This window comes from Candidatus Bartonella washoeensis Sb944nv (assembly GCF_000278135.1).
GTDB classification, from domain to species: Bacteria; Pseudomonadota; Alphaproteobacteria; order Rhizobiales; family Rhizobiaceae; genus Bartonella; species Bartonella washoeensis.
This window is the reverse complement of sequence record NZ_JH725025.1, coordinates 103,107-123,667: the sequence shown is the minus strand read 5'-3', so window position 1 is coordinate 123,667 and position 20,561 is coordinate 103,107. Positions and strand designations below refer to the sequence as shown.

The window sequence follows — 20,561 nt, the reverse complement described above, 5'->3', positions numbered from 1 at the left end:
AGGATTAAATTATGTTAGAGATAAAAAATTTACGTGCCCGTATTGTTGGGACAGATACAGAAATCATTCGCGGTTTAAATTTGACGGTTCAAGATGGTGAAGTTGCTGCTATTATGGGACAAAATGGCGCTGGAAAATCTACCTTATCTTATTTGCTCGCTGGTCGTGATGATTATGAGGTAATAGAAGGCGATATTCTTTATGATGGGCAGTCACTTTTAGAAATGGATCCTGCAGAGCGTGCCACATGTGGTGTTTTTCTTGCATTTCAATATCCAATGGAAATACCTGGAGTAGCAACCATGGAATTTTTAAAAGTTGCGATGAATTCTCAACGAAAAGCGCGTGGTGATGAGGAACTTAAAATTCCTGAATTTATAAAATATGTTAGAGAAATTTCTTCCAAACTTGAAATAGATATGGACATGCTAAAACGTCCATTAAATGTAGGTTTTTCAGGTGGAGAAAAAAAACGAGCTGAAATTTTGCAAATGGCGCTTCTCGAACCCAAGCTTTGCATTTTAGATGAAACAGACTCTGGTTTAGATATTGATGCGCTCAAAATTGTTGCAGATGGTGTTAATAAACTCCGCAATTTAAAGCGTTCATTTCTTGTTATTACGCATTACCAACGCCTGCTTAACTATATTGTTCCTGATACGGTACATGTTCTTTATAAAGGGCGTATTATTAAAAGCGGAGATAAATCATTAGCGCTTTATTTAGAAAAAAATGGATATGCTGATATTATCCGTGAAGCGGCTTGAGGTCATTGAATATGAATGTGAACGCACAGAAAGAACTGTTAGCGGTTGAAGAGGATATACTCAATAATTTCAATCAATATATGAGCAATTTACCTGGCGATAGCTCCGTACAGGAAATCCGCAAAAAAGCTATTGAATTATTTCAAACTACACGACTTCCTTCGCGTAAAATCGAAAGTTGGCACTATACTAATCTGCGCACATTACTGAAATCTGTTAGTGATTTTTCAGAAGTAGGTGATAAGAAATTAGTTGCCCCATTATTCTCGGAAAGTCAGGTATTTTCCATTGAAAACGGCAAAACGCTTACACAATCGAGAATACCAGGTATTAGGACCAAACGTCTTGCAGATGTACTGGAAAAAAATTGTGCCAAGGTAATCAGCGAAATTACTGCTATTGAAGATTTTATTGGACAATTAAATACAGCTTTTGTTACCGATGGCTGGATTTTTCATATTCCTGAAAATACAAAATTAAATGCGCCTATTGAATTGCAAAATATTCAAATGGGGGGACAATCTCATACTTTTTCAGACATAAAAATTGATAATAATAGTCAAGCTTTATTTGTTGAACATCAGATTGGCAATAATAAAGATACCTTTGTAAGTTCGATATTTTCATTACATATTGCGGCTTATAGTGATGTTACATGGATTCTTATTCGAGATCGTGGTTTTGATTCTAAACAATTTAGTCAGTTTCGTGCTGTTCTTGGCCAAAGTGCTAAATTGTCACTTTATGTGATTAATATAGGCAGTCAACTTAATCGTCAGGAAATTGATGTTGAATTACAGGGCGAAGAGGCTGATTTTCAATTACGGGTCATAAATTTGCTCTCTGGACAAACGCATAGCGATCTTACGATGAGTGTTCATCACGTTGAAGAAAAATCGACCTCAACCGAAATTATACGCAATGTGGTCACAGATAAAGCAGTCGGTGTATTTCAAGGAATAATACGTGTTGCTCAGAAAGCACAAAAAACAGATGCTCGCATGGCCTGTAATAGTCTTATTCTTTCAGATGATGCGGAATTTAATGCAAAACCTGAACTAGAAATTTTTGCTGATGATGTTGCCTGTGGGCATGGTGCGACAGTTGCCAATATTAATCATGACCATCTTTTTTATCTCATGGCGCGTGGTATCCCTTTTAAAACTGCTCGTGCACTTTTGATTAAAGGATTTGTCTTCGAGCTTATTGAAGACATCAAACAAGATAATATTCAAACTGTTTTGAAAAGTATCATTGGCAAATGGTTAGAAAAAAATGTTTAAGGAAAAAAATGGAAAATGACGTATCAACATTAAGTTATAATGTAGAAGAAATTCGCCGTGATTTTCCTATTTTACAATATAATGTTTATGGTAAACGGTTAGCTTATCTTGATAGTAGTGCCTCTGCTCAAAAACCACAATCTGTGCTTGATGCGATGGATAATTTTTATCAGTTTCGTTATGCAAATGTGCATCGAGGAATGCATTTTTTATCGAATGCGGCTACACAATCTTATGAAGATGCTCGCGAAAAAGTTCGTTCTTTTTTAAATGCTCAAACAGCACAGGAAATTGTTTTTACGAAAAGTGCAACAGAAGCTATTAATACCGTTGCTTATGGTTGGGCAATGTCTAAATTGAATAAAGGTGATGAAATTGTTCTCACCATTATGGAGCATCACTCAAATATTATTCCTTGGCATTTTATTCGTGAACAGAAAAACGTTAAACTCGTTTTCGTGCCAGTTGATGAGAATGGTATTTTACATATTGAAGATTTTAAAAAGGCTTTAAATGATAGAACAAAGCTTGTTGCTATGACGCATATGTCTAATGTATTGGGAACTGTACCTCCTATTAAAGAGATTGTTAAATTAGCCCATCAAAATGCTATTCCTGTTCTTGTTGATGGTTCTCAAGGCGCTGTCCATTTAACAGTTGATGTGCAAGACCTTGATTGTGACTGGTATGTATTTACGGGGCATAAGCTTTATGGACCAACAGGTATTGGTGTTCTTTATGGTAAACAATATAGGCTAGAAGAAATGCGTCCTTTTCAAGGGGGAGGAGAAATGATTGAGGATGTAACGATCGATAAAGTTTCTTATAATGCGCCCCCTTATCGCTTTGAAGCAGGAACTCCTCCCATAGTTGAAGCTGTTGGATTGGCGGCTGCTATTGATTATATGCAGAAAAAAGATAGAAATGCTATTCATGCACATGAAAATGCACTTTTAACTTATGCGCATAAAAGGCTTGAAACGGTTAAATCATTGCGTATCTATGGCTGTTCTCCTCATAAAGGTGCTATTATAGCTTTTGAAATGAGAGGCATTCACGCACACGATGTCGCTATGTTTATTGATCGGCAAGGCGTTGCTATACGGGCAGGAACGCATTGTGCACAACCTTTATTACAACATTTTGGTTTAACATCTGCTTGTCGTGCATCATTAGCCATGTATAGTAATCATGAAGACATTGATCAGTTAGTGGAAGCATTAGAAAAAGCAAGGACATTTTTTAATGGCTAAATCAATTAAAGAGCATCATTCTACAGAACCTGTTAAAATTGTAAGTGAAAATGAAAAATCTTACATATCAGCGATTCCAGAAGACGAAATTGATCGTATGACGAATGATATTATTGCTGCTCTCAAAACAGTTTATGATCCGGAAATTCCTGCTGATATTTATGAGCTAGGATTGATTTATCGTATTGATATTGAAGATGATCGCTCAGTAAAAATCGAAATGACGCTTACGGCACCGGGATGTCCTGTTGCCGGTGAAATGCCGGGGTGGGTAGAAAATGCGGTAAGTGCAGTCGAAGGTGTTTTACACGTTGAAGTTACTATGACTTTTGATCCACCATGGACACCTGATTGTATGTCAGAAGAAGCGCAAATTGCTGTTGGATGGTACTAAAAGTACTGCGCGTGAATGACTTCTTTGCTTTTCATAAGCAATTGGATTTAAGAATGGCCATAGGAGTTATAATATACAAAAAATAGAACTCACTTGGATTGAAAAACAGAAACACCCAAAACCTAAACTCCATGTTTTATTGGAAGGTCTTTGAAAATCTCTTCTTAAAAAAGCTTAAACTGTTTATTTTTTCTTCTCTTGTAAAATCTAAATGGAATGGAATAAATAGAATAGAGGACGAAAATGGATAATTTTACGAATGACTCTGGATTTAACAAACACTATTTTTAGTTTTTTAAAGCAAAACTCGACAAAGAAATTTACAGCTCGAGAAATTGCTCAATGGATATTCAAAAATTACCCAGAAGCATGCCGTAAAAAGCAAATGCATTCAACCGCGCGAGTTACTCCTCTGAATACGGATGCGGCTCTTATTCAGCAAATTGTTGCTGAAATAGGATCTAAGCGTCCTAAACTGCAACAACGCCATCCAGAAATTAAAACTACGGAAGGACGACCGCGGCAATATTATTTTACACGATTAACCGATAGTGCTGAAATTAATGAAGTAGAAAATAATGCGATTTCTCCAGCATCTAGGATAGGTAATTATTCTGTTAAAGAGCGTGATCTTTATCCGTTTTTATCTAGGTTTTTATGGTCAGAGCTTGAAGTTTATAGCAAACGTATTGATGAAAAACGTTCTCGTAATAAGAACGGTGCTGGCGCAAATAAATGGCTTTATCCAGATCTTGTAGGAATGCAAGATTTGAGTAACGAATGGCATCTTGAAATCAAAGACTGTGTTGTGCAATATTTTGATAAAAAGACAAAACTATGGTCTTTTGAGGTGAAAAATTTCATAAATCGTTCAAATTTACGGCAAGTATTTTTCCAAACGGTTAGCAATTCCTCATGGGCTAATTTTAGTTATTTAGTCGCTAGTGAAATTGAAGGCGTTGATACGTTAAAAGAGCTCCGGATGCTTTCAAGCTTACATGGAATCGGATTTATAAGACTTGATAGGGAAAACTGTTTCGAAAGTCAGATTATGATTCCTGCTAAAGAGCGTAGTGAAATTGATTGGGATACTGCTAATAGGTTGGTAGAGGAAAACAAAGACTTTCTTCATTATATTAAAAGCGTTCGTCAATTCTATCAAACTGGCGAGATTCATCCGTCTGATTGGGATCACTTGTGTCTATAATATTTATTTTTAAGGAAATCTATTATTTCAAATGTTTTATTATCATTATTTATCTTTATTATTCAGGATTATTTAAAATAATTATTTTAGTATTTGTAAAATATTATTGAGATATTATACTTAAGAATTATTATTTATTATAAAGTGGTTATATAGCACAGATTACTACTGCATCAAAAGAGAGAAGCTTTTTTGCACCATTAGATATATTTTGGCAGGACGAGAAGAGTGATTAAAACTCATGCTAGCCAATCTTTTTATGACAGAGGGATTGCGAAAAATAATAAAGAATGGAAAAATGTTTAAACAGAGGATAACAGTACTTGCACATCTATTACATAGGAAAGACATCTCAGAAAGGGAAGGGTTCTTTTTGAATGCCTTTTACGAAAATGTTATCAAGATTTAAATTACTTTTGAAATGGATTAAAAAACTTTTAAACTCTCCGAAAAAACAATTATTATGAAGCCCTATGGATAAATTAGACAACAATCGTAACAATTAGAATTGTTTTTTTATAATACCACATGCTAAACGTGCGCCACCTCCACCGTGCGGTAATGGGCTATCTGATTGATTATCTCCTCCTTCATGGATTATCAACGAACGACCTTCGATTTCAGAAAGTTTCTTTAGACGTGGAGCGATGACGCTCATCGTTGCTCGCCCTTGCTTATCAACATAAAGTGCTGGTAGGTCACCAAGATGACCATTAATATTATAAGGTCCAAGATGTTTGTTGGTATGATCGGGATCATAGTGTCTACCTGCAGCACCACCAATTACACCATCATTCGTATCACATGAAGGATTTTCGTGCACATGAAAACCATGCAAACCTTTCGATAAGCTAAACAAACTTGGCGTAAAAATCAAACCGTATGTATTTTCTCCAATTTCAATGATACCAATATTTTTTTTTGTATTGTTTTCTTCTAACTTATAAATTTTTACTTGTAACGAGGATGCTAATATTGTGGAAATAAAATTTAAAAACACTAGTGGCGCTAAGATGGCAAAGTAATTTTTATTCATATAGCACCTTTTTATAATTTTATAAATAATACTTTATTTTAATTGGAACATTTTTCTTAGAGGAAAGAGACTAAAAAACTTCATAAGCTCAAAATGCCTCTTTTTTATACATTTTTAAGCATATCTAGAATGATTTCTTCTCTCTATCAAACAATGCAGCTTTTATAGATACAATAGTTATAGTTTACTTACATTTCTTCAAGAGATGCTTTTTAAAAAAGGTGGAGTAAGAAATAAGGGAGGAAATTTGCTAACTTAGCTAGTGCTTCCCATAATAAGACGCGAACTTTATCAAAAATTAGAAAATATGACTTGTTGATTATCTTTATTTTTATAAAATTTTCCTGTTTGTGGGTGAGGAAAACAAATGATGCAAACTATCTCCTCATTACGAAATTTATAAGAAAAACAACTATCGTGATGTATATAAGTCTCCCATAAAGACACTAAATGTGCCAAAAAAAATACCTATTATTGATCCTATTATCGCACCAATTATCGTTCCAGCGAAAAGTGCTAGGCCTATCCCCATTGCGATAATTGGACCAAATCCTGGAAGAGAAATATAACCATAAGTTGCAAGAATTGTGGCGATTGCTCCTGATACACTCCCATTTAGACTTCCAATAAAAGCCGGTTCTTTAATAAAATGACAGATCTTTTTTAAATTTTTTTTTTCAAAATTATTAGGATTAACATTGCTATCAGTTTTAAAAACAATCATGTTTTCTTCTTTCATTTTGAATACTAACTGCTCCAGAATAATCGACTGATATGAGAAAATGGCATTTTTCAAATTCTACTAAAGCGCGCCAAATACCTTTGTCATCTAAACGCAATCGTTTAATATTCCTAAAACCATTTTGCATGAGACAGTTTTTAATTTGTGACGTAGTAAATGAATTTTGTCCTGGTTTAGCAATATCTTGGGTGGAAACATAGATAGGGGAATGACAATAAGGGACATGGAAAACCTTACTTATTGAAACTGTGACAAGAGACAAGATACATAGAATCATCATAAAAAAAATAATTGATTTTACATTTTTACTTAATCTCATCTTATCACCATCTATTAAAACGATGCTTTATTAACCTTTTTATTACAAACAGGTTCCAAGAAATATTTTATTTTCAATGTTATATTTAATGACGAAAACTTTTAAAAATTACGTTCATTAACTAAAGACGTTTTTTCTTCTTTATTCTCTTTTGAGTAAAAGTGATGTGAGCATCTGTTCTTAACAGTCCGATATTTCTTCTTGGCTTCTTCAAACATGTAGTTCTATAGAATTCATATCTTCGAGTGAGTGATATAAAGGTGTGTATTATGATACATTTTTTTGTGTTCTTATGTGATTTATGATGCTGTTTATCAAAAGATTTTACCACCGCTGACGCCCCCTCTTATATAGGAGCTAGCTTTGTTCATGATCCTTGTTTTTCTTGATGAAAATGAATATAGATACAAAAAATTACTATTTTTCTGGTATACAAATCCGACTTTCCATACTTGTTTTTTCAAAAGCTTTCTACAGCACAGTTTGTGAAAAAGATTTTTTAGAACAATCCCCCTTTAATATAATTCTATTGATCAGTGTCTTGATAGGTCACATGAAAGAAACATAAAATTTTCATTTTTTCTTGATCAAGCACTGCACTAATTTACAAAAAACATACATTACCCAGCATAACATATTTAGTTCCTAAGCTAGAATAGTGCTTATAATATCAATGCAGTTATCTCGGCAGTTTAGTTGGAAATATTGGCATAATTTTTTTTAATCCGTATCCAGGATACATTCCTTCTTGCATAAATAAATGACGCAATGGTGAACAATTCCGTAATAACCCAAGCCCCACACTTCGTATGATATGAACTGGCAACATATGAGAAAGCAAAGCGGAGTTTAGGGTATGAACAGATCCACTCCGGATCAATATATCAGGTTTTCGGCATCGGTTATAATGTGTAACGATCATCTGAGAGTTAAAATCAGATATTTGGTTGGGTAAAATATTGATCAAAGATTGAACATCACGAAACCCTAGATTCAATCCTTGCGCTCCAATAGGAGGGAAAACATGAGCTGCTTCACCTACCAAAATTGTTCGATTGGCAGCAAAACGATGAGAAATAAGTCCTGAAAGCGGCCATGCTTGAATTGGTGTTTCTAATGTCAGCTTTCCAAGCATTGACTGCATCTGGTCTTCAATCACTTTTGCAATTGCTTTTGATTCTAAATTTAATAATTCTTCAGCACGAGAAGGCTTAACAGCCCATACAAGACTGGATCTGTATCCTGGTAGTGGGACTTGTGTAAATGGACCATTTTCTGTATGAAACTCAGTCGATGTATTCTGATGGGGAAACTCATGAGAAAAATTGAGAACGAGTGCTGTTTGCGGATAATTCCATTGTTTAACACCTATACCCGCTGCCGTTCGTGTTAGAGAGTGACGTCCATCAGCTGCTACAACAAGCGATGCTTCAATAACTCTATCATCTTCAAGAGTAACGCGTATATGATTTCTTTGGTAATCAAAAGATTTTGCCGAAGAAAAAAATCTGATGACATTAGGCGTATGCGTAACGCTATCATCTAAAGCGTTATTTAACTCTACATTCGGTATGTTATAACCAAAAGCCTCTTCACCAATTTCAGTGGAAGAAAAATTCACAGTAGGAGCATGCACAATCCTAGAGGTTATATCTATGATTCTAATAAAAGATAAAGCTGCTGCATGACGTTTAAGAATATTCCAAATATTAAGTTTTTGAAGCATACGGATCGCTGGCATCATAAGAGCAGTTGTTCGTAATTCATCTGCATGGAAAGGAGGACCAATAAGAAAAACAGAGTATCCCTTACGCGCAAGACTCAGTGCTGCTAACATACCAATTGGACCTGCACCAATGACAGCAATATCTTTATGCTCGTTTCTTTCAAATGTCACAACAACTTAAGCCTTTCACCATTTATCAAATATTTTAATGTTTCTAAATGAATAATCTCTTTTTATTGTATAAAGTCCTTCTATTATATTATGTAATAAATAATGCGGTATAAAAAAGTAACGTTTTTATGCTTTTTTACACTGAATCGTACTATGGGAAAAAATGGCGTGTTAATAGATGGTTGAAAATTTTAGAAACGAGGATAAGAAAACCTTGAAACGCAAATTAACAAAAAGAATTAAAACGAATGCTGATCTATTGCGCCATAAAAAAGTAACAATGCCACAAGCAAAGGCTTTTTCTGTTCATTTGCTAACAGCTTCTGGTTCATTTTTAGCATTTCTTTCTCTTATATCGGCTTCTCAAAAGGAATGGACTGCTATGTTTTGTTGGCTCGGACTTGCACTTTTCGTTGATGGTATCGATGGGCCAATTGCGCGCAAACTTGATGTTAAATATGTACTTCCAACATGGTCTGGAGAACTCTTAGATAATATCATTGATTACGTGACTTATGTTTTAATTCCAGCTTTTGCGCTTTATCAAAGCGGTTTTATGGGTTCAGGATTATCATTTGTATTAAGTGCTATCATTGTCATTTCATCGGCTATTTATTATGCAGATACTGGCATGAAAACTAAAGAAAACTTCTTTAAAGGATTTCCTGTAGTTTGGAACATGATGGTTTTCGTACTTTTTGTAGTAAGACCAGGGGAGTGGGTCGCTTTTACCATTATTGCATTATCGGCAATCATATCTTTTTTACCAATTTACTTTATCCATCCAGTAAGAGTCATTCGTTTGCGAAGGCTTAATTTTCCAATTTTTCTCTTATGGTGCTTCTTTGGTGTTGCTGCATTCTTTTACAAACTGAATGCTCCATATTGGGTTAAGATAGGAATTTCAGTAACAGGGATTTATATCTATTGTATTGGTGCTATCATGCAATTGTTTCCGAAGTTGGGTGCAAAAAAAACAATAAGATAAGTATTTAAAGGGGATGAGATGCAAATTGATTTTGGAGCAGGTGATGATATTTCTTTTACAAAAGAAGGGCGTGCTGGTATTATAAAACTTACACGTCCATCAGCATTAAATGCCCTTAATCAGCGAATGGTTTTTGCTTTTAAAAAAGCTTTGAGTAGTTGGGAAACAGATGATGATATTTCTTGCGTCTTAATTGAAGGAGAGGGACGTGCTTTCTGTGCAGGTGGTGATGTTATAGAAATCTACCATATGGGAAAAACAGCTTCTTCTTATCAATATTTTAGCGATCAATACCGTTTAAATGTTGATATTAGACGTTTCCCAAAACCTTATGTTTCTTTCTTGAATGGTATTTGTATGGGAGGAGGGGTGGGAATTTCTATACACGGTTCATACCGGATTGTTACAGAAAACACACTCTTTGCTATGCCAGAAGCTTCTATTGGATTTTTTTCAGATGTTGGTGCAAGCTTTTTTCTGCCTCCTCTTCCTGATTATTTTGGCGTTTATCTTGCGTTGACTGGCGCACGCATAAAATGGGGAGATTGTTTGAATTTAGGATTAGCAACTCATGCAGTTCCTGAAGCAGAATTAGAGTATGTTAGAAAAGCTATTATTGAGCAGGGAAGCCCTATATCAGCTTTAAATGAGCGAGCAACCATAAGAGACTATGAGACAAGTCATAAAATACGCTGTGTTATCAGTGCTTGTTTTGGTACATATACGTTAGAAGAATGTATGGAACTTCTTTATAAAAAGAGTAATGAAGGAATTTTGTTTGCTAAAGAATGTTATGATATTTTGCAATCACACTCTCCGACAAGTTTAAGAGTTATCTGGAAACAAATGAAACAAAATCCATCTCAGACTTTGGAAGATTGTATGAAAATTGAAAACCGTATTGCACATCATATGATTAATTCACATAATTTCCGTGAAGGTGTACGTGCAATGTTAATTGATAAGGATAAAACACCTAAATGGCAGCCAGATAAACTGCAAAATGTAACAGATGAAATGATAGATTCTTACTTCCAACCTGTTGAACGGGAATTATTATTTTGATACACGATCCTCGAAAAAAAAAATCAAAAATCAGTTTAATTTACAGCTGTTATTTGCGATTTTTGGCACTTATTTGCTTAGGTTTAGGTGTTTTTTATTGGATGCGTCTTATCGGTGTATTTCCAGGAGTTCTGTGGCGTTTTGATCTTATGCCATGGCAGTGGCAATTTTTGTCAACTACATTAGCTATTATTTATCCTATCGCATTAATCGGACTCTGGATGTATTCACTGTGGGGAATTGTTTTATGGTGCATTGCAGCATTGACCGAAATACTAGCATTTTATTGTTTTGATTTTATATATCAGCCGTTTATGCCGTTATTTCATGGAATATTATTCGTAGCTTTTATAATACTGCAAATTACAAAGATTTTTTTAAGTCGATACAATTAACATTAAAGATTACTAATTTTTTAGGGCTTTCGGGCCAGAATTATTTAGCCCGATCCCATTTAAATATTTTTTTAAGAAAAAGGCACCCACCATAAATCCCAAGTACTCGTCGCTTTTGAGTACACTATCCATAGTAATGACGCTATCGCTCCCCAAAATGATGCTATTAACATTGTATATATATATCCTTTCTATCCATCTATCCATAAAAAGTTCCATAATATATATTATGCGATAATACGATGTAGAAAAAAATAAAAGTCTACAATCACGATTTAGACGCATTAATCATATTTATGCCTTTAAGTTCACCTTTAAAACACAATTATGTCAAAAATAAGATAAGAAAAAGTATATCTCTTTTTTTAATGATTTTTTTAATAAATTTAAGTAATATTACTTAAAGTAAAAAGTTTTTAATAAATATATGTAAAAAATACTGTGGTAATTTGCAACGTCAATTAAATATTAAATTTCATTACTTTCACTTGACTTGACATCGAGAAAAAATAATGCTGGCGTAAATATAATACCCACTACTTTTAAATTTGCATTTTTACTTCTTGCTTTAGAACGCTCTATAATTGTGTTGTTAATCTGACACTTGTTCGCGAGAAATTCCCCCTAAATATTAGCGCAACTCATTGGTCCATCGTTTAATGTTATAGCTGAAAATATCCTTTTCTAAACGCCCCCCACATGCCGACAAAGAAACCGCTAAAACAGAAATACATATCGTCTATTTAAAACATAAAGGTAAAAATAAAGTTGAAACTTTAAAGAATGTTTTAATTAACAGAAAATATTTAATTTTTAGACTTGTGCATTTGTTTCAAAAACAAGCCCTTGGTGTGCAGGTTTAACATATGATGGGACATAATTTACAATCTCATTGTAATCAAGTGACCTATCCATATGTGTGAGTATAGCTTGTTTTGGCTTTAAATATTTTATCCATTGTAATGCTTGATCAACGGAAAGATGACTTGGATGAGATTTAAACTGAAGAGCTTCAATAATCAAAACATCCAAATTCATCAATTTTTGTAAGGTTTTCTCGGGAAATTTACTAACATCTGTACAATAAGCAACATTGCCAATACGGAAACCTAAAGAATGGATAGTCCCGTGAAATTGTAAATGCGTATTGACAGTTATTACGCCTCCCTGCCCCTGAATTATAAATTGGCTATCTTCATTGATAGTATGCGCTTTTAAAATGGGTGAATAAGATGAATTTTTGGGCTTTTGAAAACAATAACCGAAAGCATTTTTCAAATGCTCTAGTGTAAATGCATCTGCATAAATATCTATCAAACATTCTTGTGCAAGTGCATAGCTGCGTAAATCATCAATACCGTGAATATGATCCGCGTGAAAATGCGTATAAAGTGCAGCATCAAGATGATTCACGTGTGCATCAATCATTTGTGATCGAAAATCTGGACCAGTATCAATGACAATTGTTGTTTTTTTTCCTGATGCATGAATACGTTCGACTAATAAAGAACTTCTATAGCGTTTATTTTTCGGGTTATTGGGATCACAAGCTCCCCAATCACCATTAGGGCGTGGAACTCCTGGAGAGGAACCACAGCCTAATATTGTAAATCGGTAACGATCAAACATGACTTTTACCTTATTTCATTTTTCCAAATAAACGAAAAGCATTTTGCGTTGTTATCTGAGCTGTTTCTTCAATGCTTAAGTCAATTGTTTCAGCTAAAATAGCAGCTGTATAGCGCACAAAAGATGGCTCATTTGTTTTTCCTCGATGAGGAACAGGTGCTAAAAATGGTGCATCCGTTTCAACCAATAAATGCTTATGAGGCACAATTTTTGCTATTTCACGGATTACAAGTGCATTTTTGAAAGTAAGAATACCTGAAAAAGAAATATAACCACCCATTTCAAGCCCAGCACGAGCAAGTCGCATTCCAGACGAATAACAGTGAAGTACAAATGGAAAAGCTCCTTCTTTTATCTGTTCGCGTAATATTTTTTCCATATCTTCATCAGCATTGCGGGAATGTATAATAAGAGGAAGCTGTGTTTCTCGAGAAGCGATAATATGTTCTTGAAAAACTTTCTTTTGCTCTTTTGGTGAAGAATAATCATAATGATAATCAAGACCAGCTTCTCCAAACGCAACAATTTTAGGATTCTTCGATAGCTTGATAAGGCTTTCAGCTGTAATGTTTTGTTCTTCTTGGGCATTATTTGGATGTGTGCCAACGGAACAAAATACTTGATCATAAGCTTGTGTAATTGCTAAAAGCTTATCCAATTTACGAACATGTGTTGAAATCGTTATCATGCGTTTCACATTAGCGTCTAAAGCCCGTTGGATAACATCATCCAAATCTTGCGCAAAATCTTCAAAATCAAGATGACAATGTGTATCAATCAACATGATGAATATCGTCTTTCTTCAAGATATAACGGGGAAAGATTGGCTCTGGTGGTGGAAGATCAAGACCTTCTTGAATTTTTGAATTGGTAATATGACATAATAATCGGTTGTCTTCAGCGATTGCAAGACTATCAAGGAGCTTGGCAGCTGATTGTGGTATGAAAGGCAAAAGCATAATTCCTATTCGCCGCAAAATTTCTACAGTTATGTAAAGAACTGTAGAAAATCTTTCTGGATTATTTTTCCGTAAACTCCAAGGTTGTTCGCTGGCAAAATAACGATTAGCATCTGCTACGACTGAAAAAATAGCTGAAAGTGCTAAATGCATCCCATGAGAAGACATAGCTTGGCGTATAATCTCAAGTGCTTGAAGAGATTGTGTTAAAAGCTGTTCATCTTGAACTAAAAATGCAGCTGGTATAGGAACTTTTGCATCGCAATTTTTTGCAATCATAGACAAAGAGCGTTGTGCTAAATTACCAAGATCATTAGCAAGATCCGCATTAACGCGATTCACAAAACTATCATGGCTATAACTACCATCCTGTCCAAATGGAACTTCACGAAGAAGGAAATAACGTACCTGATCAAGACCATACTGATCGACTATTTCAAAAGGATCAACGACATTTCCAATGGATTTTGACATTTTTGCCCCGCGATTGAGTAAAAAACCATGAGCAAAAATATATTGAGGCAGCTCTATTCCAGCAGACATTAAAAATGCTGGCCAATAGATTGCATGAAACCGGGTAATATCTTTACCAATGATATGAACATTCGCAGGCCAAAAATCACGTTTTTTTGAATTTTCATTAAAAAAACCAATTGCTGAAAGATAATTTGTGAGCGCATCAACCCAGACGTACATCACGTGCTTTGGATTGCTTGGAACAGGAACTCCCCAATCAAAATTCGTTCGTGAAATAGAAATATCTTTTAAACCTGATTTGACAAAACTTATAATTTCGTTACGTCGTTCAAGTGGAGCAATAAAACTGGGATGCTTTTCATAATATTCAAGAAGAGCTTTTTCATAACGGGAAAGTCTAAAAAAATAACTTTCTTCTTCGTTCCATTCAACTGGAGAGCCTAGTTCCTTTTCGCGACGGATATTATCTTCTCCAACTACAGTATCTTTTTCTTCATAATAAGCTTCCTGACGAACCGAATACCAACCCGTATAACGGCTAAGATAAATATCACCATTTGCTTCCATCTTTTTCCAAATTTCTTGACAAGCTTGATAATGGCGCTCTTCTGTTGTACGGATAAAATCGTCATTCGAGCAATTTAATACTGCAAGCATTTTTTGAAATGCTGCGCTGTTGCGGTCTGCAAGCTGTTTAGGCGTTATGCCTAATGCTGCTGCTGTTTGTTGCATCTTTAAACCGTGTTCATCTGTACCAGAGAGAAAAAATACATTTTTCCCGTTTAATCGTTGAAAACGGGCCAACACATCGCTTGCAATTGCACTATAGGCATGCCCAATATGTGGAGTGCCATTAGGATAAAAAATTGGAGTTGTTATGTAGTATGTATCACGCATGTCAGACTCGTTGTAAATACAATAAAAGATACAATGACATAACGTCTGTTAATCACATTGTCACGGAAAAAGCTCAGTCTCACGAATGATCTTATGAACTCTAAAAAGCAGATTAATAATGAATTGCTTTTTATCAAGATTGAATGATTGTATTTCCTCTACTTCTTGATGAATTTCCTGCCAGGCCTGCGCACATTTTTTTGAAAGAGCCAAATCTCCCCTTTCAACGAGCATGATAGCTCTTTTTTCAATCTTATCAAGAATTTCATCACAAAATTGTTGAAATTGAATCCCTGAAGAAAGAGACGAAACTGTTTGTGCAAAAGTGTGTACAACAGCCAAATTGCAAACAGATTGCTCTAAGAGAATATTAATGGTTTTAATAATTTCAAGTCCGCCGTGGAAAAGAAGCAAAGCTGCTTTTCGAGGATTTCCTTTAGATTTTTGAACAATCATCTCAACAATTTCTTTATCAGGTAAATTCTGATTGGAAAAAACATGTGTAATAACTTTTTTCATCTCATCATCACACAATGGTCGTAAAGAGATCTGTTGGCACCGTGAGCGAATTGTTGGGAGTAATTTTCCTGAAGAGTGTGTGATAATAATGAATAACGTCTTCTCAGGAGGTTCTTCAAGTGTTTTGAGAACTGCATTGGCTGCGCTTTTATTCATGTCATCCGCAGGATCAATGATAACAATGCGCCACCCATTATCTTGCGATGTTTGATTTAAAAAATGCATAACATCGCGGATATCATCAATGAGTATACCTGTTTTGAACTTTTGCGTTTTTATATCCAAGCGACGTGAAACGTGCAAAAGACCAGGATGACTTCTCTGCGTCATTTGGCGCCATATGATAGAATTATGTTCCGGTTGCAGGAAATCACCTTTTTGAGAGCTTAGAATATTCCAAGCAAGGTGAAATGCCAATGTGGCCTTTCCAATTCCGTGCTCTCCTTCAAATAACAATGCATGATGTAAACGCTCCTCCTTACGCATTTGTGCCAAAAAATGACGAGCAGCCTCATGCCCAAAGATCATATTATTCTGTGAAGGGGATAAAACTGTATCGATATCATCATATTGGCGCAAAAAATTTACATCACTCATGGAAACTAATCCAAAATTGCCTGATAACAAATATCTTTTATTTGGTGTGCAATGACTTCTACTGTACCTGTCGCATCAATCACACGAAAACGATGAGGTTCCTGTTTTGCCAATTGAAGAAAAGCTTGTCGCCTTTGTTCTTGTATCTCTAAATTATCTTTTTCAAAATAATCTATCATTGTTGTTTTTTTTCTTCGCAAATTTGCGCGCTCCATACCACACATTGCTGGTATATCTAACAAAAACGTTAGATTAGGCATTATTCCATTGAGTGCAATGTGTTCTAAAGTAGAAAGAGTAGAGGAACTCATTGTATCATTGAGGCCTTGATAAACACGTGTAGAATCAATAAAGCGATCACATAAAACAATTTTGCCTTTTTTCAAAGAAGGGACAATGACTTCGGTAACATGATCAATGCGTGCTGCTGTAAGCAAAACCGCTTCAATCAAAGATCCATAATGCTGTACCTGACCAGACAACAAAATATGGCGGATTGCCTCAGCACCTGGCGTTCCTCCTGGCTCTCGTGTTGTAACAACATCATAACCTTTGCTACAAAGATACTGACCAAGTAAAGAAATTTGTGTTGTTTTTCCTACTCCCTCCCCTCCTTCGAATGTGATAAAATAGCCTGACACGTATGAACCTTAATCCTTATTAACACGCACTACAAATATTTGCGTAACCATCCGATTGTTATTTCATAGAATGCATTTTTTACTTTTGTAAAAAAACTGCCTTCTTGAATATCAGTTCCAGCCCAAACTGGTTTTGCGAGAAGAATTCTTTTACCTTCTAAAATTTGAATAACACCAACTTTTTGTCCTAAAGTGATAGGAGCTTTCAATGGACCACGATATTTAATTTTTACTTTAACATTCACTTTTTTTTCATTCGAAAGCATAAAAATTATTGGTTCTTTAACAATGAGTGGAACAAAGTTTTGTGCTCCACCATAAACAGAAGCTCGGCCAACAGTCTCTCCATTTTTGAAAATCATTTTCAGATCAAAAGCCGTCATTCCCCACTGAAGAATGCGTTCTACTTCTTTTGTATACCCTTTATCATCTTGCAAACCATTTATTGCTAAAAAAAGACGGCGATGATTTTTAGAGGTGGTAACAACCATAGAAAAACCTTCTTCTTCATTGTAGCCGAAACCAAATCCTTCTACACCAATTCCTTTAGAAATAAGAGGATTTTTGTTACGTTGAAAAATATTGTTCCAAGTAAAGTGAGGTTCACAGTAAAGCACGTAATAATCAGGATATTCATGAACAATGTGACGTGCTAATGCGACCATATCGCGTACTGTCACAAACTGCCCCTCTTCGGGAAGTCCCGTTGCATTAACAAAATGGCTATGCGATAATCCGATTGTTGTGGCTCGCTGATTCATCAGTTTTGCGAAATCGGATTCACTGCCCGATATTCCTTCAGCAAGCGTAATAGCAGCATCATTTCCATTGACAACAATTAAACCATGCAAAAGATCAGAGACACTAATTTCTGACTTCACTTTTGCAAACATAGTGGTTGTACCAGAAGGCGCTCCCCCCTTTCGCCAAGCATTTTCACTTACTTTGAATGTTTGTGTTTTACTTAAAAATCCTTGTTTTAATTGATGAAATATGACTTCAGCTGTCATCAATTTTGCTAATGAAGCAGGGGGAAAAGTAATATCACTCTGCTTTTCAAAAAGTATTGTTTCGGTGTCATTATCTAATAAGAATAATTGCGATGCAGAAGTTTGAAAATCTTGCGCTCTTCCTCCCCCATTCAATGTCAACATCCAAAATAAGGTAAACAAAATCCTTAATGACGTATGCATAACCGACTCTCCCATATCTAAAGAATCAGCATAAAAGATACTCTTATACAAGGAAAGATTTGTTTATATTTCGTAGACTAAGAATTAATTACAACTCAGACGCAGATTTTTATTTTTGCCCAAGGTCAAAATAAGACATATGATACACGATTTTATTTCTCGTGTAACTTAATTTTTAACGTTGCAAATACCTAGAAAGCACGAGGAAACTTTTAATTCGTTTTTATCTTTTATAAATAACGCGCAACTTAACTCTCTTAATAAGAATCCTCATACAATCCAGCCTTTTTACCATTTTCTATTTAGAAATTTTGGATGATCTGCAAACGAACGCACATTCTTCTTAGAACAGTTGCAACCAGTTTACCTTTGTCTTTCTGTTTGGCTTATTTATAGAGTTTATAGAGGCTATCTGATCGAACGACAGCGGCTTATCAACCAGAACAGGACCAATCTCTGGCAATTTTATTGAAACAGTTTTCTGTTGCTTCCGTTCAACACTAGCTTTAACTGACCGTTCTTTGCTGCCTATATTTTTCACCCTTAACAGGATGTTTTCTGTCTTTTTCGGAATATCTGCCAATGCTAATGAATAGGAAGGCGAATTACCTGGCATATAAGAGGCCATTAAATAAGCAGCATCATAATAACCAACAGGCGCTTCAGCAATATATTCCACTTGGACATCTGTTACACCAGCATTTTGATAACCAAGTATTTCCGCGGCTTTTTTTGATAAATCAATGATTCTATTCTTCATAAAAGGACCACGATCATTCACTCTAACAATGAGTGAAGCCCCATTTTTTAGATTAGTGACACGAGCATAACTGGGTAAAGACATTGTGGGGTGAGCGGCAGTCAAGAGATTCATGTCGTAGATTTCACCATTTGCTGTTAAACGCCCATGAAAATCTGAACCATACCATGATGCTTCTCCAATACGTTTATAATCTGGATCATGTTGAGGATAATACCATTTTCCTTTTATTTGGTAAGGTTTGCCGACGACAGCTCGCTTACTCCTCTTTCCTTTGGATTGATTTGTTCCACTTGAAACTTTTTTAGACAGAACAACAGCCTCTGCATCAACTGTATGTGGTGTTTGGCTTGCACAGCAAGATACCAATAACTGGGAAATAGCTAACACGGAAACAAATTGAAATGTTGATTTAACAATGGGAGTAAATTTTTTTTCGCTGTTTGAAAGCATCTGTCAGCCCGCTTATTTCTATTGAGTACTTACCGCAAAAAAACACGCAGCACTAATCTGTACGCGATAGGAAAACTCATATTTCAAGATGATTCCCCTCGCGCAGCTATGATATGCTTAAGATTTATTTTTTATCAAGAAATTAATATATTATTAACTATTTTTTGTTAGCTGCCACAAAATAAAGTTATTCTAATTAAGAGTTAGAATAAATAAAAAATAAAAAAAATCAATATATTAACCAAAACTGTAATTCCATAATGTGAACTGTGAATAAGTAGGGTTACTCTGTATAAGAAGCAGTAAATCACTTTAATGATGTAGAAAAACTGTCATTTAATGAATCAGCCCATGGCTTGAGAAAGTCAGTAGAAACATATGCTACCAAGGCAGAAGACACACTTAATTGCAACTTAAAATTCTCTTACGGATAGATCAAGAACAGTAGAATACCTAAATTTATAGCAAAACAGCTGATAGAAGATGAGTAGTAATAGAATCAATAAAAAAGCTACAAAAGGGTTCAGGATAAGTAAAAAATAAATCTATAAAATCAAAGGATTTAAGGTTCCAATACTTTATTTTATTTCACTTAAAAGTGGTGAGCGCGCAGGGATTCGAACCCTGGACCTACTGATTAAAAGTCAGTTGCTCTACCAGCTGAGCTACGCGCTCCCAAACAAGTCATTTTGCTTGTAGAAAGTCAGTGGAACATACGGTTGACTTTTCATTTGGTCAACACCTTTCGAAAAAAAAAATATTCTTCGTTTTAGTTATCAATATTTTTCTGCTTTTTTTTCCTTTTTGAGCTTGGACAAAAGGAAAAATTTAAACACAAAAATGCCTCATAGTTTCTAAATATGAAAGAGTGAATATTTCGAATTACGGGAAAAGCGGAAATGCATGTAAGCACGATAAACAGAATTTAAATAAATAACCAAAGAAAATAAGCCATAAACCAAAAGTACGCATTATTTTTTGAATATAACTGATAGAGAAAGAGAAAAAACACATTTATCAGAAAGCATCCGAGAATCATATCATGAAATATAATTATCCATTTTGCCTCTCTAAAGTTTTTGCTCTCGTT

General features: G+C 35.0%; 19 protein-coding genes, 1 tRNA gene and 1 pseudogene. 8 read left to right on the top strand and 13 right to left on the bottom strand.

What is annotated here, in order from left to right; all coding sequences use genetic code 11:
• The first annotated feature begins 11 nt into the window (after nt 1–11).
• From sufC to MCQ_RS07145, 5 genes are all read left to right on the top strand, one after another.
• Nucleotides 12–767 (top strand): Fe-S cluster assembly ATPase SufC, encoded by a 756-nt coding sequence (gene sufC / locus MCQ_RS07165; RefSeq protein WP_006924476.1) that lies wholly within the window; start codon nt 12–14, stop codon nt 765–767.
• Between the two features lie 11 nt (nt 768–778).
• Nucleotides 779–2,050, top strand: a complete 1,272-nt coding sequence (gene sufD / locus MCQ_RS07160) for a Fe-S cluster assembly protein SufD (protein ID WP_006924475.1) — start codon at nt 779–781, stop codon at nt 2,048–2,050.
• A gap of 8 nt (nt 2,051–2,058) precedes the next feature.
• Nucleotides 2,059–3,303, top strand: a complete 1,245-nt coding sequence (locus MCQ_RS07155; protein ID WP_006924474.1) for a cysteine desulfurase — start codon at nt 2,059–2,061, stop codon at nt 3,301–3,303.
• Nucleotides 3,296–3,697 carry an SUF system Fe-S cluster assembly protein gene (locus MCQ_RS07150; RefSeq protein ID WP_006924472.1) on the top strand — a complete coding sequence of 134 codons (402 nt, stop codon included), beginning with the start codon at nt 3,296–3,298 and terminating at the stop codon, nt 3,695–3,697. The genes MCQ_RS07155 and MCQ_RS07150 overlap by 8 nt, the downstream gene beginning before the upstream one ends.
• A 259-nt stretch (nt 3,698–3,956) precedes the next feature.
• Entirely contained in the window at nt 3,957–4,904 is a 948-nt protein-coding gene (locus MCQ_RS07145; RefSeq protein WP_006924470.1) for a COG2958 family protein, read from the top strand.
• Between the two features lie 502 nt (nt 4,905–5,406).
• Here the strand turns inward: MCQ_RS07145 and MCQ_RS07140 are convergent.
• From MCQ_RS07140 to MCQ_RS07120, 4 genes are all read right to left on the bottom strand, one after another.
• Nucleotides 5,407–5,940, bottom strand: coding sequence for a superoxide dismutase family protein (locus tag MCQ_RS07140; protein ID WP_006924469.1), 534 nt, complete (start codon nt 5,938–5,940; stop codon nt 5,407–5,409).
• Between the two features lie 412 nt (nt 5,941–6,352).
• The gene (locus MCQ_RS07135; protein ID WP_006924468.1) at nt 6,353–6,679 is read right to left on the bottom strand and encodes a hypothetical protein; all 327 of its coding nucleotides are present in this window, start codon (nt 6,677–6,679) and stop codon (nt 6,353–6,355) included.
• Nucleotides 6,651–7,001 (bottom strand): hypothetical protein, encoded by a 351-nt coding sequence (locus tag MCQ_RS09725; protein ID WP_006924466.1) that lies wholly within the window; start codon nt 6,999–7,001, stop codon nt 6,651–6,653. The genes MCQ_RS07135 and MCQ_RS09725 overlap by 29 nt, the downstream gene beginning before the upstream one ends.
• 679 nt (nt 7,002–7,680) lie before the next feature.
• Nucleotides 7,681–8,898: a UbiH/UbiF family hydroxylase gene (locus MCQ_RS07120; RefSeq protein WP_006924465.1), complete on the bottom strand. Its 1,218-nt coding sequence runs from the start codon at nt 8,896–8,898 to the stop codon at nt 7,681–7,683.
• Between the two features lie 178 nt (nt 8,899–9,076).
• Between MCQ_RS07120 and pcsA the strand changes: the two genes are divergently transcribed.
• Genes pcsA through MCQ_RS07105 form a run of 3 tightly spaced genes read left to right on the top strand, consistent with a single transcriptional unit; the run spans nt 9,077 to nt 11,346 of the window.
• On the top strand, nt 9,077–9,886 hold the full coding sequence (pcsA, locus tag MCQ_RS07115; RefSeq protein WP_006924464.1) for a phosphatidylcholine synthase: 810 nt from the start codon (nt 9,077–9,079) through the stop codon (nt 9,884–9,886).
• 18 nt (nt 9,887–9,904) lie between these two features.
• The gene (locus MCQ_RS07110) at nt 9,905–10,951 is read left to right on the top strand and encodes an enoyl-CoA hydratase/isomerase family protein (protein ID WP_006924463.1); all 1,047 of its coding nucleotides are present in this window, start codon (nt 9,905–9,907) and stop codon (nt 10,949–10,951) included.
• Entirely contained in the window at nt 10,948–11,346 is a 399-nt protein-coding gene (locus MCQ_RS07105; RefSeq protein WP_006924461.1) for a DUF6163 family protein, read from the top strand. Before MCQ_RS07110 ends, MCQ_RS07105 begins: the two co-directional genes overlap by 4 nt.
• 471 nt (nt 11,347–11,817) lie before the next feature.
• Here the strand turns inward: MCQ_RS07105 and MCQ_RS09720 are convergent.
• The 9 genes and pseudogenes from MCQ_RS09720 to MCQ_RS07060 form a co-directional block, all read right to left on the bottom strand.
• Nucleotides 11,818–12,082: pseudogene (locus MCQ_RS09720) on the bottom strand (hypothetical protein); the annotation flags it as partial.
• 77 nt (nt 12,083–12,159) lie between these two features.
• On the bottom strand, nt 12,160–12,975 hold the full coding sequence (locus tag MCQ_RS07095) for an MBL fold metallo-hydrolase (protein WP_006924458.1): 816 nt from the start codon (nt 12,973–12,975) through the stop codon (nt 12,160–12,162).
• Between the two features lie 10 nt (nt 12,976–12,985).
• Nucleotides 12,986–13,759: a TatD family hydrolase gene (locus tag MCQ_RS07090; protein ID WP_006924457.1), complete on the bottom strand. Its 774-nt coding sequence runs from the start codon at nt 13,757–13,759 to the stop codon at nt 12,986–12,988.
• Nucleotides 13,749–15,308 carry a methionine--tRNA ligase gene (gene metG / locus MCQ_RS07085; RefSeq protein ID WP_006924456.1) on the bottom strand — a complete coding sequence of 520 codons (1,560 nt, stop codon included), beginning with the start codon at nt 15,306–15,308 and terminating at the stop codon, nt 13,749–13,751. The genes MCQ_RS07090 and metG overlap by 11 nt, the downstream gene beginning before the upstream one ends.
• A 60-nt stretch (nt 15,309–15,368) precedes the next feature.
• Nucleotides 15,369–16,424, bottom strand: coding sequence for a DNA polymerase III subunit delta' (locus MCQ_RS07080; RefSeq protein WP_006924455.1), 1,056 nt, complete (start codon nt 16,422–16,424; stop codon nt 15,369–15,371).
• Nucleotides 16,425–16,429: 5 nt separating this feature from the next.
• Nucleotides 16,430–17,065 (bottom strand): dTMP kinase, encoded by a 636-nt coding sequence (gene tmk / locus MCQ_RS07075; protein WP_006924454.1) that lies wholly within the window; start codon nt 17,063–17,065, stop codon nt 16,430–16,432.
• A gap of 29 nt (nt 17,066–17,094) precedes the next feature.
• On the bottom strand, nt 17,095–18,258 hold the full coding sequence (locus MCQ_RS07070) for a D-alanyl-D-alanine carboxypeptidase family protein (RefSeq protein WP_006924453.1): 1,164 nt from the start codon (nt 18,256–18,258) through the stop codon (nt 17,095–17,097).
• A gap of 343 nt (nt 18,259–18,601) precedes the next feature.
• Nucleotides 18,602–19,471 carry a septal ring lytic transglycosylase RlpA family protein gene (locus MCQ_RS07065; RefSeq protein WP_006924452.1) on the bottom strand — a complete coding sequence of 290 codons (870 nt, stop codon included), beginning with the start codon at nt 19,469–19,471 and terminating at the stop codon, nt 18,602–18,604.
• A gap of 599 nt (nt 19,472–20,070) precedes the next feature.
• Nucleotides 20,071–20,146, bottom strand: a tRNA-Lys gene (locus tag MCQ_RS07060).
• Between the last annotated feature and the right edge of the window lie 415 nt (nt 20,147–20,561).